Annotated in this window: 15 protein-coding genes and 2 pseudogenes; 12 read left to right on the top strand and 5 right to left on the bottom strand. The window is 64.2% G+C overall.

The features are described from left to right. Window positions 1-160: 160 nt before the first annotated feature. Window positions 161-562 (top strand): hypothetical protein, encoded by a 402-nt coding sequence (locus Q427_RS28540; protein ID WP_051496085.1) that lies wholly within the window; start codon window positions 161-163, stop codon window positions 560-562. On the opposite strand, the gene Q427_RS02950 is transcribed toward Q427_RS28540, so the two are convergent. From Q427_RS02950 to Q427_RS02940, 3 genes and pseudogenes are all read right to left on the bottom strand, one after another. After that, window positions 526-1,602, bottom strand: coding sequence for a DUF3541 domain-containing protein (locus Q427_RS02950; protein ID WP_051496084.1), 1,077 nt, complete (start codon window positions 1,600-1,602; stop codon window positions 526-528). The two genes, Q427_RS28540 and Q427_RS02950, sit on opposite strands and share 37 nt — an antisense overlap. Further along, a pseudogene (locus Q427_RS02945) lies at window positions 1,595-2,343 on the bottom strand (trimeric intracellular cation channel family protein). Before Q427_RS02945 ends, Q427_RS02950 begins: the two are co-directional and overlap by 8 nt. A gap of 60 nt (window positions 2,344-2,403) precedes the next feature. Then, a complete protein-coding gene (locus Q427_RS02940) occupies window positions 2,404-2,994 on the bottom strand; it encodes a helix-turn-helix domain-containing protein (protein WP_043516316.1) in 591 nt (196 codons plus the stop codon). A gap of 329 nt (window positions 2,995-3,323) precedes the next feature. On the opposite strand from Q427_RS02940, the gene tdh reads away from it, so the two are divergent. From tdh to proX, 8 genes are all read left to right on the top strand, one after another. Continuing rightward, the gene (tdh, locus tag Q427_RS02935) at window positions 3,324-4,352 is read left to right on the top strand and encodes an L-threonine 3-dehydrogenase (RefSeq protein ID WP_043510837.1); all 1,029 of its coding nucleotides are present in this window, start codon (window positions 3,324-3,326) and stop codon (window positions 4,350-4,352) included. Window position 4,353: 1 nt separating this feature from the next. Next, entirely contained in the window at window positions 4,354-5,544 is a 1,191-nt protein-coding gene (gene kbl / locus Q427_RS02930; RefSeq protein WP_043510835.1) for a glycine C-acetyltransferase, read from the top strand. Between the two features lie 140 nt (window positions 5,545-5,684). Next, window positions 5,685-6,815, top strand: coding sequence for a quaternary amine ABC transporter ATP-binding protein (locus tag Q427_RS02925; RefSeq protein ID WP_051496083.1), 1,131 nt, complete (start codon window positions 5,685-5,687; stop codon window positions 6,813-6,815). Continuing rightward, on the top strand, window positions 6,812-6,940 hold the full coding sequence (locus Q427_RS35100; protein WP_269321192.1) for a hypothetical protein: 129 nt from the start codon (window positions 6,812-6,814) through the stop codon (window positions 6,938-6,940). The genes Q427_RS02925 and Q427_RS35100 overlap by 4 nt, the downstream gene beginning before the upstream one ends. A 64-nt stretch (window positions 6,941-7,004) precedes the next feature. Further along, window positions 7,005-7,259: a hypothetical protein gene (locus Q427_RS31945; protein ID WP_197030481.1), complete on the top strand. Its 255-nt coding sequence runs from the start codon at window positions 7,005-7,007 to the stop codon at window positions 7,257-7,259. After that, window positions 7,253-7,450, top strand: a complete 198-nt coding sequence (locus Q427_RS31940) for a hypothetical protein (RefSeq protein WP_197030480.1) — start codon at window positions 7,253-7,255, stop codon at window positions 7,448-7,450. The genes Q427_RS31945 and Q427_RS31940 overlap by 7 nt, the downstream gene beginning before the upstream one ends. Window positions 7,451-7,470: 20 nt before the next feature. Then, on the top strand, window positions 7,471-7,827 hold the full coding sequence (locus Q427_RS31935) for an ABC transporter permease (protein ID WP_197030479.1): 357 nt from the start codon (window positions 7,471-7,473) through the stop codon (window positions 7,825-7,827). A 33-nt stretch (window positions 7,828-7,860) separates the two neighbouring features. Next, window positions 7,861-8,898, top strand: coding sequence for a glycine betaine/L-proline ABC transporter substrate-binding protein ProX (gene proX / locus Q427_RS02915; protein ID WP_051496082.1), 1,038 nt, complete (start codon window positions 7,861-7,863; stop codon window positions 8,896-8,898). On the opposite strand, the gene Q427_RS02910 is transcribed toward proX, so the two are convergent. Together Q427_RS02910 and copM are read right to left on the bottom strand one after the other, a co-directional pair. Further along, window positions 8,895-9,911 (bottom strand): DUF21 domain-containing protein, encoded by a 1,017-nt coding sequence (locus tag Q427_RS02910; protein ID WP_043510832.1) that lies wholly within the window; start codon window positions 9,909-9,911, stop codon window positions 8,895-8,897. The genes proX and Q427_RS02910 overlap by 4 nt on opposite strands. Window positions 9,912-9,935: 24 nt before the next feature. Then, window positions 9,936-10,499 carry a CopM family metallochaperone gene (copM, locus tag Q427_RS02905; protein WP_051496081.1) on the bottom strand — a complete coding sequence of 188 codons (564 nt, stop codon included), beginning with the start codon at window positions 10,497-10,499 and terminating at the stop codon, window positions 9,936-9,938. Window positions 10,500-10,606: 107 nt separating this feature from the next. On the opposite strand from copM, the gene Q427_RS02900 reads away from it, so the two are divergent. The 3 genes and pseudogenes from Q427_RS02900 (at window position 10,607) to Q427_RS02890 (ending at window position 13,509) form a co-directional block, all read left to right on the top strand. Next, window positions 10,607-11,083 carry an NfeD family protein gene (locus Q427_RS02900; protein ID WP_043510830.1) on the top strand — a complete coding sequence of 159 codons (477 nt, stop codon included), beginning with the start codon at window positions 10,607-10,609 and terminating at the stop codon, window positions 11,081-11,083. Window positions 11,084-11,195: 112 nt separating this feature from the next. Then, window positions 11,196-12,244, top strand: a pseudogene (locus Q427_RS02895) (SPFH domain-containing protein). Between the two features lie 272 nt (window positions 12,245-12,516). After that, window positions 12,517-13,509 carry an AAA family ATPase gene (locus tag Q427_RS02890; RefSeq protein ID WP_231613358.1) on the top strand — a complete coding sequence of 331 codons (993 nt, stop codon included), beginning with the start codon at window positions 12,517-12,519 and terminating at the stop codon, window positions 13,507-13,509. Window positions 13,510-13,567: the final 58 nt, after the last annotated feature.

Genomic DNA, 13,567 nt, shown 5'->3' with positions numbered 1-13,567 from the left:
GACGCCCCCTCTCGACACACTTCCACTCGAGCGAAGCTGCGGACATAGCCTCGACCACCCACGGTTGCATCCCAACCTCTTCCCTCGTTCCACGATCTGCGAAGTGTCCCGCCTCGCCGTCCACCCCGCCTTTCGCAGGAGCAAGGACTGCGTTCTCGGCTTGAACGAGCACGACATACGGCAGCTCTCGGGCCATGACGTCAAACCCTTCTCACCGCTGCTGGGGCTGAGCCTGTTTCTCGCCGCCACTGCCATTGTCGGCCTGTCGGAGAGACGCCATGTGTTCGCCATGATGGAACCACGCTTCTCGCGCCTGCTGAAGATGTCAGGCCTGGCCTTTCACAAGGCAGGCCGTGTGATCGACTACTGCGGGCCGAGAGCCGCCTATTATATCGACCAGCACCAGGCCGAACGGGACATGCACGAGACCCTGCGTCCCTTGTATCGACATATCATGACCGAGTTGGCACCCCAGCTTGCCGAAGCCCCCGCAAAAAGATTGATCTCCACCCCTTCCCACCCCGATCAAAGCCCCATCAGCGATAGATCAGGCCCGGGATAGAGCCTGCCCGGCCAGCGCAACACCATGATCGCCAGCACGTTGCGATGCTCTCCCCGCGCCAGGTCGGTCGAACCCGCGGTGGAGGGAATGATGCCGGCCTGGGGGTCGATGGCCGCCACCAGGGAGTCGCGTATCCGGCCAACGGTTGGGTGTGCCTCCTGCCCGGCCAGCAGGAAACTCAGCGCCACTTCGGCCTGGATGTCCTCAGTGGCATGGGTCAGGATCCTGTCGATATCCTCGGCGAAGGTATCGAGTATCCAGGCATATTCCTGCGGATCCACCCAGCGTTGATAGTACCGGCTCGAAGCGATCACGAAGTGGGTCATGCCGTAGAGCTTGTTGTGGTACTCCGCCTCGTCAAGTCCAGCGGCGCTGCCGTCGGGGTATTGGCGACGAAAGGCCGCCACCACTTCGTCACGCAGGTCGGCAATGCCGAGCTGATGGAGGAAGTGGACCTGATTGGCCACCTGGGCGGCATAGATGGCCATGACATCGGTATCGGTCAGGAAGTGCTCCCACGCCACGCCGGCCAGGTAGTCGAGGGCCCGCTGATGGTCTTCTATTGCCGACGTGCCCAGCAGGCCGTAGTAGTCAGCCTGTACCAGGCGAAAGAGCAGTTGGCGGGCAAAGGCAATCTCCCCCCACTCGGCCAGCATTGCCCTCCGGGCTCGCTGCTTTGCGGTGCGCTGCGGGTAGACCTCGACGATCTGCCGGCTGCGAACGGCGGCATGATCGGGGTCGGCCAGCCCTTCGATATCCTCCCGCAGCTGTTGCTCCAGGCGCCGGCCGTGCTCATGGGCGATCTTCCGATACCGGGGTTCCCCGGTGATGCGATAGAGCCTCTGGGCATAGTGTCGCCGCTTGGCCATGGAGAGCTCGGGCAGCGCTTCCTCATAGACCGCCTGAATCGCCAGGCCCGCCTCGCGATGGCGCTCGAGCTCAGCCGGCGCGGCGGCGCAACCCACCAGCAGCAGAAGCAGGAGTAGCCATCCATACCAGAATGCGGTTCGGGGACTGGGGTAACAGCATCGATCATTCATGGCTCCCTCCACGACCATTCCGGCCGCGCTTCTGGCGAATCATCCTCACCCTCGCCTTGGTACGGGCCGGTGGCGATGGCGTCTCGCCGCGCCCTGCTTCGTCGTTGGCCGATGCCGGGGGCGCTATCTCCACCCAGGCGAACACCGGGAGCGAAAGCCGCCAGTAGATGGCCGCCAGCCGCAAGCCCAGCGTCGCCGTCAACGCCAGGGAGATGGTCAACACCCAGGGAGCCTCGAGCGCATGGAGCACGACATAGGTAATGCCGCCGGCAATGGATGCCGTGGCATAGACCTCCTGGCGAAGCACCATGGCACCCGGCGCGCCAGGACATCGCGCACCATGCCCCCGGCCACACCCGTCAGCAGCCCCATCAGCACCGCCACCGCACCGGGCGTACCGAGCTGCAGGGCCTTGTGGGTGCCGATGGCGGTAAACAGCGCCAGACCGAAGGCGTCGGCCACCGGCAGGAAGATTCGTGACAGGCGGTGAATGTAATGAAAGCCGATGATCGACACCCCGACGGTGGCCAGGATCACCCAGAGATAGGTAGGGTCCGCCACCCAGAAGACGGGGCGTACGCCCAGCACCAGGTCACGCAGGGTGCCGCCGCCAATGCCGGTCACCGCCGCCAGCACCAGCATGCCGAAGGGATCCATCCGCGAGCGACAGGCGAGTATCACGCCCGACAGTGCGAAGACGATCACCCCCGCCATGTCCAGCCAGTAGACCATGCTCGTCAACGCTTGCCTCCTTGCCTGCCCTAGGGTGCGCCGGAAGCGCGGCGCCGCAGGACCGTCATCTTACTGATAGGTCACGACCAGGAAGCCCACCAGCTCCTCATCGCCGCTGTTCTCGATGGTGTGCTCCAGGTCGGCATGGTAGTGCGCCGAGTCGCCGGGGCTCAGTACACAATGATTGTCGCCGGCCTGCACCCGAGCCTTCCCCTGGGTAATGGTCAACAGTTCGCGGGTGCCCTCGAAGTGGGGCGCGCTGTGCAGGCGCGCCCGGGGAGCGATGCGAATCTCGTAGAACTCCACGTTCTTTTCCAGGTGCAGGGGAGACAAGGTACGAATCCGGCACTCCTGGTCGTCGCGGAAGAGCTGGCTGGTATCGTCGCTGCGCACCAGCTCGATGCGGGAGGCCGCCCAGGGCTGGTCCACCAGCTCGCCGATATTCAATCCGAACGCCTGGGCGATACGCAGCGTCACCGCCAGGGTGGGGTTGGCCCGGCCCCGCTCGATCTGGCTGAGCATCGAGCGGCTGACCCCCGAAGCCGCCGCGAGCTGCTCAAGGGTCAGGTTGCGCTTCTTGCGCAGCTCGATCACTCGGCTCGAGAGCACCTGACTGCCCGCTTCACCCTGGGGCTCGGCTTCCGTCGTTCTGTCGTTCAACACCACACTCCTCTATGCCGATACCTATGACCGCTACCTGTCACTGCTACCTTCAATACTACCTGCCACTGATATCTCTCACTGAGATCCATGGGCGCAACGCAGAGCCAAAACATGATCCATCATAAGGGAATTTAATCTTGCATGATGGAATTATTCTGCGATACTGGATTTTCATCCCTTATAGTAAACACCCTGGTTTGAATTGCCAGCTCACTCGCTCAATGGCATCACGTTCGTTACCGTTGAAGAACTTCACCACGACCCAGAGCCGCGTTTCCACAAGCCACTCACCGACAAGCCATCACCAACAAACAAAAGGTAGAGACATGAAAGCACTGGTCAAGAAAGAGGCCGCACCGGGCCTCTGGCTGGAAAACGTACCGGACCCCGAGATCGGTATCAACGACGTCCTGATCAAGGTGAAGCGTACCGCCATCTGCGGTACCGACATGCATATCTACAAATGGGACAGCTGGGCCCAGAAGACCATACCCACCCCCATGGTCGTGGGCCACGAATTCGTCGGCGAAATCGTCGAGGTCGGCTCCAATGTGAATGACTTCAAGCCGGGCCAGATCGTTTCCGGAGAGGGTCATGTGGTCTGCGGGCGCTGCCGCAACTGCCTGGCCGGGCGGCGTCACCTGTGCGCCCATACCAGCGGTGTCGGCGTCAACCGTCCCGGGGCCTTCGCCGAGTACGTGGCCCTGCCCATGTCCAACGTGTGGGAGCACAAGGCCGGCATCGACCTTGACGTTGCCGCGCTGTTCGATCCGCTGGGCAACGCCGTGCACACGGCATTGCAGTTCGACCTGCTCGGCGAGGACATCCTGATCACCGGTGCCGGCCCCATCGGTGCCATGGCAGCAGCCGTGTGCCGTCATGCCGGCGCGCGCCATGTGGTGATCACCGACCTCAACCCCGAACGACTGGCCCTGGCCGCTCGCCTGGGCGCCACCCGCACGGTGGACGTCCGCCACGAAAGCCTCGCCGAGGTTCAACGCGACCTGGGCCTCAGCGAGGGTTTCGACGTCGGCCTGGAGATGTCAGGCAGCCCCGCCGCTTTTCGCGACATGCTCGCCAACATGTGCCACGGCGGCAAGGTGGCGATGCTCGGCATCCCCACCGAGGATATCGCCATCGACTGGAACACGGTGATCTTCAACATGCTGACGCTCAAGGGCATCTATGGGCGTGAGATGTATGAGACCTGGTACAAGATGTCGGTCATGATCGAATCCGGCCTCGATATCTCTCCGGTGATCACCCACCGGCTGCCCTACACCGAGTTCCAGCAGGGCTTTGATGCCATGCTGTCCGGTGAAGCCAGCAAGGTCGTTCTCAACTGGGAGTCATGACATGTACGGAGCCTTTCAACAGCACCTGCAACAAGAGCTCGACGCCATCGAGGAGGCGGGGCTCTACAAGCACGAGCGCCAGCTGACCACCCCCCAGGGGGCTCATGTCGGCATCAACCATGGCCGCGAGGTGCTCAACCTCTGCGCCAACAACTACCTGGGCCTGGCCCAGCACCCGGAGGTCAATGCCGCCGCCAGGGCTGGCCTCGACAAGTGGGGCTACGGCCTGGCCTCGGTGCGCTTCATCTGCGGCACCCAGAGCCTGCACAAGCAGCTGGAGGAGCGCCTCACCGAGTTTCTGGGCACCGAGGATACGATCCTCTACCCCTCCTGCTTCGATGCCAACGGCGGCCTGTTCGAGACCCTGCTCGGCGCCGAAGACGCCGTGATCTCCGACGAGCTCAACCATGCCAGCATCATCGACGGGGTGCGGCTCAGCAAGGCCAAGCGCTATCGCTACCGCAACCGCGACATGGCCGACCTGGAGGAGCAGCTCAAGGCCGCCGACCGCGACGGTGCGCGCTTCAAGCTGATCACCAGCGACGGGGTCTTCTCGATGGATGGCTATATCGCTCCCCTCGACGAGATCTGCGACCTGGCCGAACGCTACGGCGCTCTTGTGCACTTCGACGACTGCCATGCCACCGGCTTCGTCGGGGACGGCGGCCGCGGCACCCACGAGTTTCGTGGCTGCATGGACCGCGTGGATATCACCACCGGCACCCTGGGCAAGGCACTGGGCGGCGCCAGCGGCGGCTATACCAGCGGCAAGCGCGAAATCGTCGAGCTGCTGCGCCAGCGCTCGCGACCCTACCTGTTCTCCAACACGGTGGCCCCGCCGGTGGTGGCAGGCGCCTTGAAGGCGCTGCAGCTGGCCGGTGAATCCGGCGAGCTACGCGAACGGCTCAGGGAGAACACCGCACTCTTCCGCTCCGGCCTGGAATCGCTGGGCTTCGAACTGCTGCCCGGAGAGCACCCCATCGTGCCGGTGATGCTTCACGACGCCACGGTCGCCGCCCGCTTCGCCGAGGAGATGCTCAAGGAGGGCGTCTACGTGATCGCCTTCTCCTTCCCCGTAGTGCCCAAGGGTCGCGCACGTATCCGCACCCAGATGTCGGCGGCACTGACCCGAAACGACCTGGAATTCGCCCTGGCCGCCTTCGGCCGAGTCAAGGAGCGGCTGGGACTTTAAGCCGGTATCCATGCAGATTGGTTATTTTCCGCTACTCTCCAGTAACAGGGGCTTGGAAAAATCTGCTGCCCCCCTTGAACACCACGGCACCGCCTCGATAGCACTCGCGGGGCAGTGCCGAAGGAGCAGGAGGGAACGGATTGATACGCGCAGACGGTATCACCAAGATCTTCGGCTCGGCCCCGGAAACGGCGCTGCCGCTTCTGGAGGCCGGCAAGGGCAAGAGCGAAATTCAGGCCGAGACGGGCCAGGTGGTGGGGGTCCACGATGTCAGTTTTTCCGTCGAGCCCGGCGAGGTGTTCGTCATCATGGGCCTCTCGGGCAGCGGCAAGTCGACCCTGATTCGCTGCATCAACCGGCTCTTCGAACCCACTGCAGGCCACATCTTCTTCCAGCATCCCGACGAGGGTGAGATCGATATTACCGGGCTCTCGGACGAGCGTCTGCGCATGCTGCGCAAGCACCATATGAGCATGGTCTTCCAGAATTTCGCGCTCTTTCCCCACCGCAGCGTACTCGACAATGTGGCCTACGGCCTGGAGGTCCAGGGCAAGGCCCGCGACGAACGCCATCGCCACGCCCAGGAGATGCTGGAGATGGTCGGGCTCGGTGACTGGGGCAAGGCCTACCCATCCGAGCTCTCCGGCGGTATGCAGCAGCGGGTCGGGCTGGCCCGGGGGCTGGCCACCGACGCCAGCGTGCTGCTGATGGACGAGCCCTTCTCGGCCCTGGACCCGCTGATCAAGGTCAACATGCAGCAGGAGCTGAAGAAGATCCAGCAGCAGCTCGGCCGCACCATCCTGTTCATCACCCACGATCTGGACGAGGCCATGCGCATTGGCGATCACATCGCCATCATGGAGGAGGGGAGAATCATTCAGCTCGGCACCCCCGAGGAGATCCTGGTCAACCCGCGCACCGAGTACGTGGCCCGCTTCGTCGAGCACGCCGACCCCACCGGGGTAATCACCGCCGGCACCATCGCCCTGCCATTCGACAGCCAGGCCTTCACCACGCTGAGTGAGGCCGACGGCCTGCGGTTCATCGCCGCGGACGACCTGCCGGCACTGCACTATGGCCTGGACGACCAGGGCCGGCTGCGCGAGGCACGGATGAACGAGCAACGCCTCGAGATCAGTTCGCTCGACGAGGCGCTCGAAAGTGAGGAGCGCGGGGCCCGTCGCGAGGATCTGCTGATGTACTGCCGCGGGAGACGGTACTGCGTCAGGTGCTGCGCGGTCGCACCCGCACTGCACTGCCGACACTGGTGACAGATGCCGAGGACCGCGTCACGGGCCTGATCGACGAACTCCAGTTGATCCGAGGCATCCTCGAAAAGCGCGGGGTAAGCACCGACAGTGAGCCGCAGCCGGCCGCAGAGGAGGCGTCATCATGAGCGAGATCCTCGAACTGCTGCGCCAATTGATCACCGACCCTTCGGGCTGCTCGAGGCCCTGCCGGTGCGGCAGTGGATCACCGATGCGGTCAACTGGGTGGTCAGCAACTTCCGCGGCTTCTTCCGCAGCTATCTCAGTCCACCGGTGCGCGGCGCAATGGAGCTGATCCAGACAGCGCTGGAAGCCATCCCGCCGGGGTTGTTCCTGGTCGGCATTTTCCTGATCGGCTGGCGAGCGGCTTCCTGGCGGGTCGGGCTGTTCAGCTTCATCGCCCTCGCCCTGGTGGGCTTCATGGGCGTCTGGAACGCCTGGTGGTGACCCTCTCGCTGGTGATCACGGCGGTGCTGTTCTGCATGCTGATCGGCCTGCCGCTGGGCATTCTCTGTTCGCGCAGCGATCGCTTCGCCAAGGGCATGCGGCCGATTCTCGACATCATGCAGACCACCCCGCCTTTCGTCTATCTGGTCCCCGCCGTGATGCTGTTCGGCATCGGTAACGTGCCGGGCTGATCGCCACCATCATCTTCGCCATGCCGCCGATGATCCGCCTGACCAACCTGGGCATCCGCCAGGTGTCGACGGAATACATCGAAGCGGCCGAGGCCTTCGGCTCCACGCCACGCCAGATCCTCTGGAAGGTGCAGATCCCTCTGGCCCTGCCGACCGTGATGGCGGGACTCAACCAGACCATCATGCTGGCACTCTCGATGGTGGTGATCGCCGCCATCATCGGCGCCGGCGGACTCGGCCTGGAGGTCTACGCCGGGCTCGAGCGACTCAACATCGGCCAGGCCTTCGTCGGCGGCATCGGCATCGTGCTGCTGGCCATGGTGCTGGACCGAATCACCCAGGGACTGGGCGAGAAAGCGCCCGGCAACGGCAAGTAGTCCCGATTGGACAATGTGAAAAGGAGACATGTCATGCACACCACAACAACACCTCGATACCCGCTGAAGCACACCGCCCTGGCACTGTCGGCGGCCTGCCTGGTGGGCCTGGGGAGCCAGGCGGCGGCAGACGTCCAGCGACCCGGCGAGGGCGTCACGGTGCAACCTGCCGTGGCCAGCTGGACCTCGGCAGTGCCGGTGAGCTGGGCCTTCGTCGAACTGCTTGAGGAACTCGGCTATGAGGTCCAGACACCCATCTCGCTCTCCAATCCGGTGGCTTACCTGGCGATCTCGGAGGGTGACGCCGACTACTGGCCCAACGGCTGGTTCCCGCTGCACTCCCCCCAACTGCCGGATAACTTCGACGAGGTTGCCACCCTCTTCGACCCACACTGCACCGCCTGCGGCATCCAGGGCTACCTGGCCGATATTCCGTCCATCGAGGAGTACGGCATCACCGGCATCAACGATTTCACCCGTGACGAGGTGAAGGCCGCCTTCGATGCCACCGGCGACGGCAAGGCCGACCTGTTCGGCTGCCCGCCGGGCTGGGGCTGCCACGAGGGCATCAACGCCATGCTCGACAAGTTCGAGCTGCGCGATCACATCAACCACGTGGACGCCGGTTACGCCGCCAACTTCGCCGAGGCGCTGTCGCGCATCCAGGCCGGTGAGCCGGCGCTCTACTACACCTGGGGGCCCAGCGCCTGGCTGCTATCGCTGGTGCCCGGCGAGGATGTGATGTGGATCAACGCACCGGGCATCGTCGAGGATGAGGCCGAGCGCGCCGAGGGCGTTGACGGCGCGGTCAGCGATCCTATCGAGATGGGCTTCGTCGCCGCCGATATCCAGGTGGCGGCCAACAACGACTTCCTCGAGGCCAACCCGGCTGCGGCCGAGCTCTTCCGCCAGGTGCGCCTGCCGCTGGAGTGGATCAGCGAGGTGGACGGTGCCATGGACGAGCAGGACCTCACCGACGATCAGGTCCGCCCGCTGGTCGCCGAATGGATCGCCGAGAACCGCGATACCGTCGACGAGTGGCTGGCCGCCGCTCGCGCCGCCGCGGACTAGCGGGGCTCGCTGCGCACGATACCGCGCAGTAACCGTCCCAGCACGTCGGAGCCGGTGAGGATGCGCTTCTCCTCGGCCCAGAGCAGGATGACGTCCTCGTCGAGGACGTCATCCTGGCGATGGGCGGGCCACACCTTGAAGCGATGCAGCACTTCGCCCAGTGGAGTGGCTGGATCGTCCACCAGGATCGGCCGGTGACAGTGGGCCAGTGGCGTGAAGAGATCGGGATCGAACAGGGCCGCGCGGAGGAATGCATCGGTATCGATCACGAGCCGCGGCTCGCCGGCATCGTCCACCACCACCGCCCGGCTCTTGCCACTGACCTGCAGCGACCGCAGAAATGCATCATGCCGGGTACGCTGGATCTCGGGAAAGATCGGTATGTCGCCATGGAAGGGCAGGACGACGATGCTCTCGGGGTCCAGCACTTCCCCCTCCCGCCCCAGGGGCACATCGTCGAGCATGAGGAAGTTCATGGCACCGCGCCCCTCGACCCGGTCGATCTCGGTTTCGGTGGACTCCATGTGCAGCCGGATCAGCTGATGCAGGTCTCGCTCCCGGAAAAAGGGAATCGCTTCCGACCCCAGCCAGCGGTCCAGAACCCAGGCGGTCGGACGCGCCACCGGCCAAAGCAGTAGCTGGTAGAAGCGCACCATCGGCGCCAGCAGTGAAGCCATGCGCAACGCATGACGGGAAAAATATGCCTGGGGCAGGATCTCCGCACAGACCGTGATCACCACCGTGGAGAACAGGAACGCCACCGCGGCACCCATCACCGAGCCGGAGAGCAGCGCCAGCAGCACATTGACGGCGACGTTGCCCCAGAGGATGGTGACCAGCAGGAAGTTGGCATCCTGGCGCAGGCGATGTACCCGGCGGGCCGGCCGACTGCCCTTGCGGGCCTCGATCTCGAGTTCCAGCTTGTTGATCGAGAAGAAGGCCAGGTTGAGCCCCGAGAACATCGCCGACTGAGCCAGGCAGAGGCTAATCCCGATCCAGGTCAGCAGCGTCATCGGGGCGGTCTCCCGTGTCGAATGTCAGTTGGTCTCGAAGCCGTGCTGCACGAGCCAGTCGCGCAGGAAGGCGATTTCCTCCTCTTGGGCCTCGATGATCTCGCGGGCCAGGTCGCGGATCGCTTCGTCCTCGCCATGCACCAACACCACGTTGGCCATATCGATGGCACCCTGATGGTGGGGAATCATCCCACGGGCGAAGTCGGCATCGGGATCACCGGTGAACTCGATCATCATGTCCTGATGCATGCGATCGTTGACCTCGCGGTAGGCCTGCACTGCAGGGTTGTCCGCGTGTTCGTCGTCCTCATCGACTACGCCATGGGCACCGTGCTCGCCATGGTGGTCATCCGTGGGCACCTGCTCGTCATTCTCAGCGCCTTCATGATCAGCGTCTTCCTCGCTACCCTCGTGATCATGGTCGTGGCCCGGGTCACCATTCACGCCATGATGCGCCTCGTCATGGTGATCCTCTCCCGGACTTTCGGCCATCGCCGAGGGCCCCGCCAGCAGGGCGGCAACGAGGGCCGCGCCGGTCAAGATGGTAGCGACAGCGGGGCGCGTTCTTACTGCCGGGATGTGTGTCATGCCGGTCTCCTATAACATGGGCAACGCAGATATCGTAAAGCCTTGGGGTGCAACGCAATCAAATCCCTATCGACCCTTGGCCATTCAACCTCGACACAGAGACTATCATGGACTGGAATCCTGCCTTGATCTGGATTGCGATCGCCTTGCTGCTGGGCCTGGCGGAGCTCTCCTCCGGAGGCCTTGTGCTGTTGGCTCTGGCCGTGGCAGCCGTCTTGACGTCGGCGCTGGCCGCCATGGGACTGTCGCTGCCCTGGCAACTGCTGGGAATGGGCATCTTCTCGGGGCTCCTCGTGCCCCTGGCTATCATGGTCATTCGCCCCTGGTTTTCTCCTCGCGGCGTCGCCTACGGCACCACTGGCACCGGCGTGGAAAAGGGCCATACCTACACGACGCTGAAACGTGATTTCGATGGCGCCAGCGGGGTCAAGATCAACGGCGACTTCTACCGTCTGCGCGTCGAGGCAACCGGCGAGACCGATTTGCCTGAGGAAACACGGGTCGTCTTCAAGCGGTTCGATGGCACCACGGCCATCGTCAGCCATTGCCAGGAAGACCGGAACCAGAAACACCAGAAGGAGTAGGAGGCAACGCTTCATTCACGCCACGTTCACCAATATCCAATCCCCTCAAAGACCTATCAATACGTCCTCATCAAGACGAACTCGTCAACACAAGGAGCAGTAAATCGTGAATATGGATCTTCCTATCAGCCCAGGCTGTTACTCACCCTGATCATCGTCGTCATCGGCATCCTGATCATCGCCAAGGGGCTGGTCATCGTGCGCCAGTCCGAGGTGATGGTCATCGAGCGACTGGGGTCGTTCAACCGCCTGCTGGAAAGCGGCATCAACATCATCATCCCCTTCATCGAACAGCCCCGTGCCATCATCATGGTTCGCTACCGCAAGATGGGCGACGAGTACCACCCAGTGACCAGCAGCGAAGTCCGTATCGATCGCCGTGAAACGGTCATGGATTTTCCGGGCCAGCCGGTGGTGACCACCGACAACGTCACGGTGAACATCAACGGTGCGCTCTACTATCAGATCATCGATCCCAAGCGCGCGGTCTATGAAGTGGAGAACATGAGCCAGGCGGTGGAAGTGCTGGCCAAGACCACGCTGCGTTCGGTGGTCGGCAAGATGGAGCTCGACAAGCTGTTCGAGTCCCGTGTCGAGGTCAACAACGAGATCCAGGCCGCCATGGAAGAAGCCGCCTCCAAGTGGGGGGTGAAAATCTCCCGGGTCGAGGTGCAGGACATCGCCATGCCCGAGGAGGTGGAGTCCGCCATGCGCCTGCAGATGGCCGCCGAGCGCAAGCGCCGCGCCACCGTCACCGAAGCCGAGGGGGAGAAGTCCGCCGCCATCGCCATGGCCCAGGGCCAGCGCGAGTCGGCGATCCTCAACGCCCAGGGCGACAAGGAATCCGCCATCCTGCGCGCCCAGGGCGAGCAGGAGTCGATCAAGCTGGTCCTCAATGCCATCGGCGACAGCGACGAGCACAAGCGCACCGTGGTGGGCTACCTGCTGGGCCAGAGCTACATCAAGGGGCTGCCCAACATGGCCAAGAACGGCGAGCGGGTCTTCGTACCCTACGAGTCCTCCGCCCTGCTCGGCTCCATGGGCATGTTCCGCGAGATGGCCGGCTCACCGGAAGACGCCGTATCCCGGCACCTGCGGTCCGGCGACAACCAGAGCGGCCTGCGCGGCGGCATCGTCGGTGGTGGCGGCAGCGCCTCCTGACCGAACCGGCACGCAGCACAATGATCAGGCTGGGCTGACGCCGATCAGCCCAGCCTGATCTCGCTTTGCGAGAACCATGATAATTCCGGTGTCTGCACTGACACCGGTTATCCACGCTTTACCATCGCAACCCATTAATTTCTCCCATCTCTCCCTGCCGTGCCGTCGCACCGATAACTACGACCTTGGTCTTGCCCTTCCCCCACCAGTGGCTCAAATAGGCATACTGGCAAAACTTAAACGATAAAGCCCTGCTCTGCTTCCGAGACGCCATGCCGCTGCTCCTGGAAAAGCTCACCCCGCCGCCGCTTCCGCCCTGCATGGTGGCGAGGCCACGCCTCAACGACCGCTTCGCACTCGACGAGCGGGTGCGTCTGCTGGTGGTGCAGGCGCCACCGGGGTACGGCAAGAGCACCCTGGTGGCCGAGCGGCTGCCGGCGCTGGAACAGCACGCCGTCTGGCTGCGCCTGGAGGCGCGCGACGATACCCCAGTGCGCTTTGCCGTCTATTTCCACGCCGCCCTTGAGCGGCTGCTGGACGATGCCGCCTCACTGCCCGCCATCGACACCACCGCACCCCTTGCCCAGCAGTGCGAGGGGTGGCTGGCGGCGCTGCCGGAAGCGTCGTCGCCACGGCGACTGGTACTCGACGAGGTCGAACACCTGCTCCATCCGGAAATCCTGGAAGCCCTGACCCTGTGGCTGCGCCACCAGCCGCGCTGGCTGACCCTGACGCTGATCTCGCGCATCCGTCCCGCCCTGGGCCTGGCGGCACTGCGTCTGCGCGGCGAGCTTGAGGAGATCGGCCTGACCGAGCTGGCCTTCGATGTCGAGGAGGCGCAGACCCTGTGTGCCGAGCAGCTCAGCTTCCCCCCCACCCGGGTCAGCCTGGAGCGTGCCCTGCGCCGCAGCGGCGGCTGGGTCATGGCGCTCACCTGGCTGGTCGAGCGCACCACCACCCGGGCCGGCTTCGACGCCTTGGTCGATCGTCTGAGCGGCGCCCATCCCGACTTCGTGGCCTGGTTCGACGACCTGCTCCACCAGCACCTCGACGAGGACGACCGCCGCCTGCTGCTGCAACTCGGCGTACTCGAGCGCTTCTCGCCGGCGCTGGTGGCCCGGCTGCTGGAAGGCGAGCGCCTGACCCAGCGGCTCACTTCGCTGGAACAGGCCGGGCTGTTCATCGAGCCAATCGACCGCATGAGCAGTGGTACCGCTTTCAGCCGCTGTTCACCGGCTACCTGCGCCATCGCCGCCACGAACTGAGCCTCGAAAGCCAGCGCGAGCTGCACCGGCGCGCCAGCCAGGCCTGGCTGGCGCTGGG

The organism is Halomonas sp. BC04 (assembly GCF_000568385.1).
Note: the sequence above shows the minus strand (reverse complement) of the source record. Positions and strands in the feature narration are given on the sequence as shown.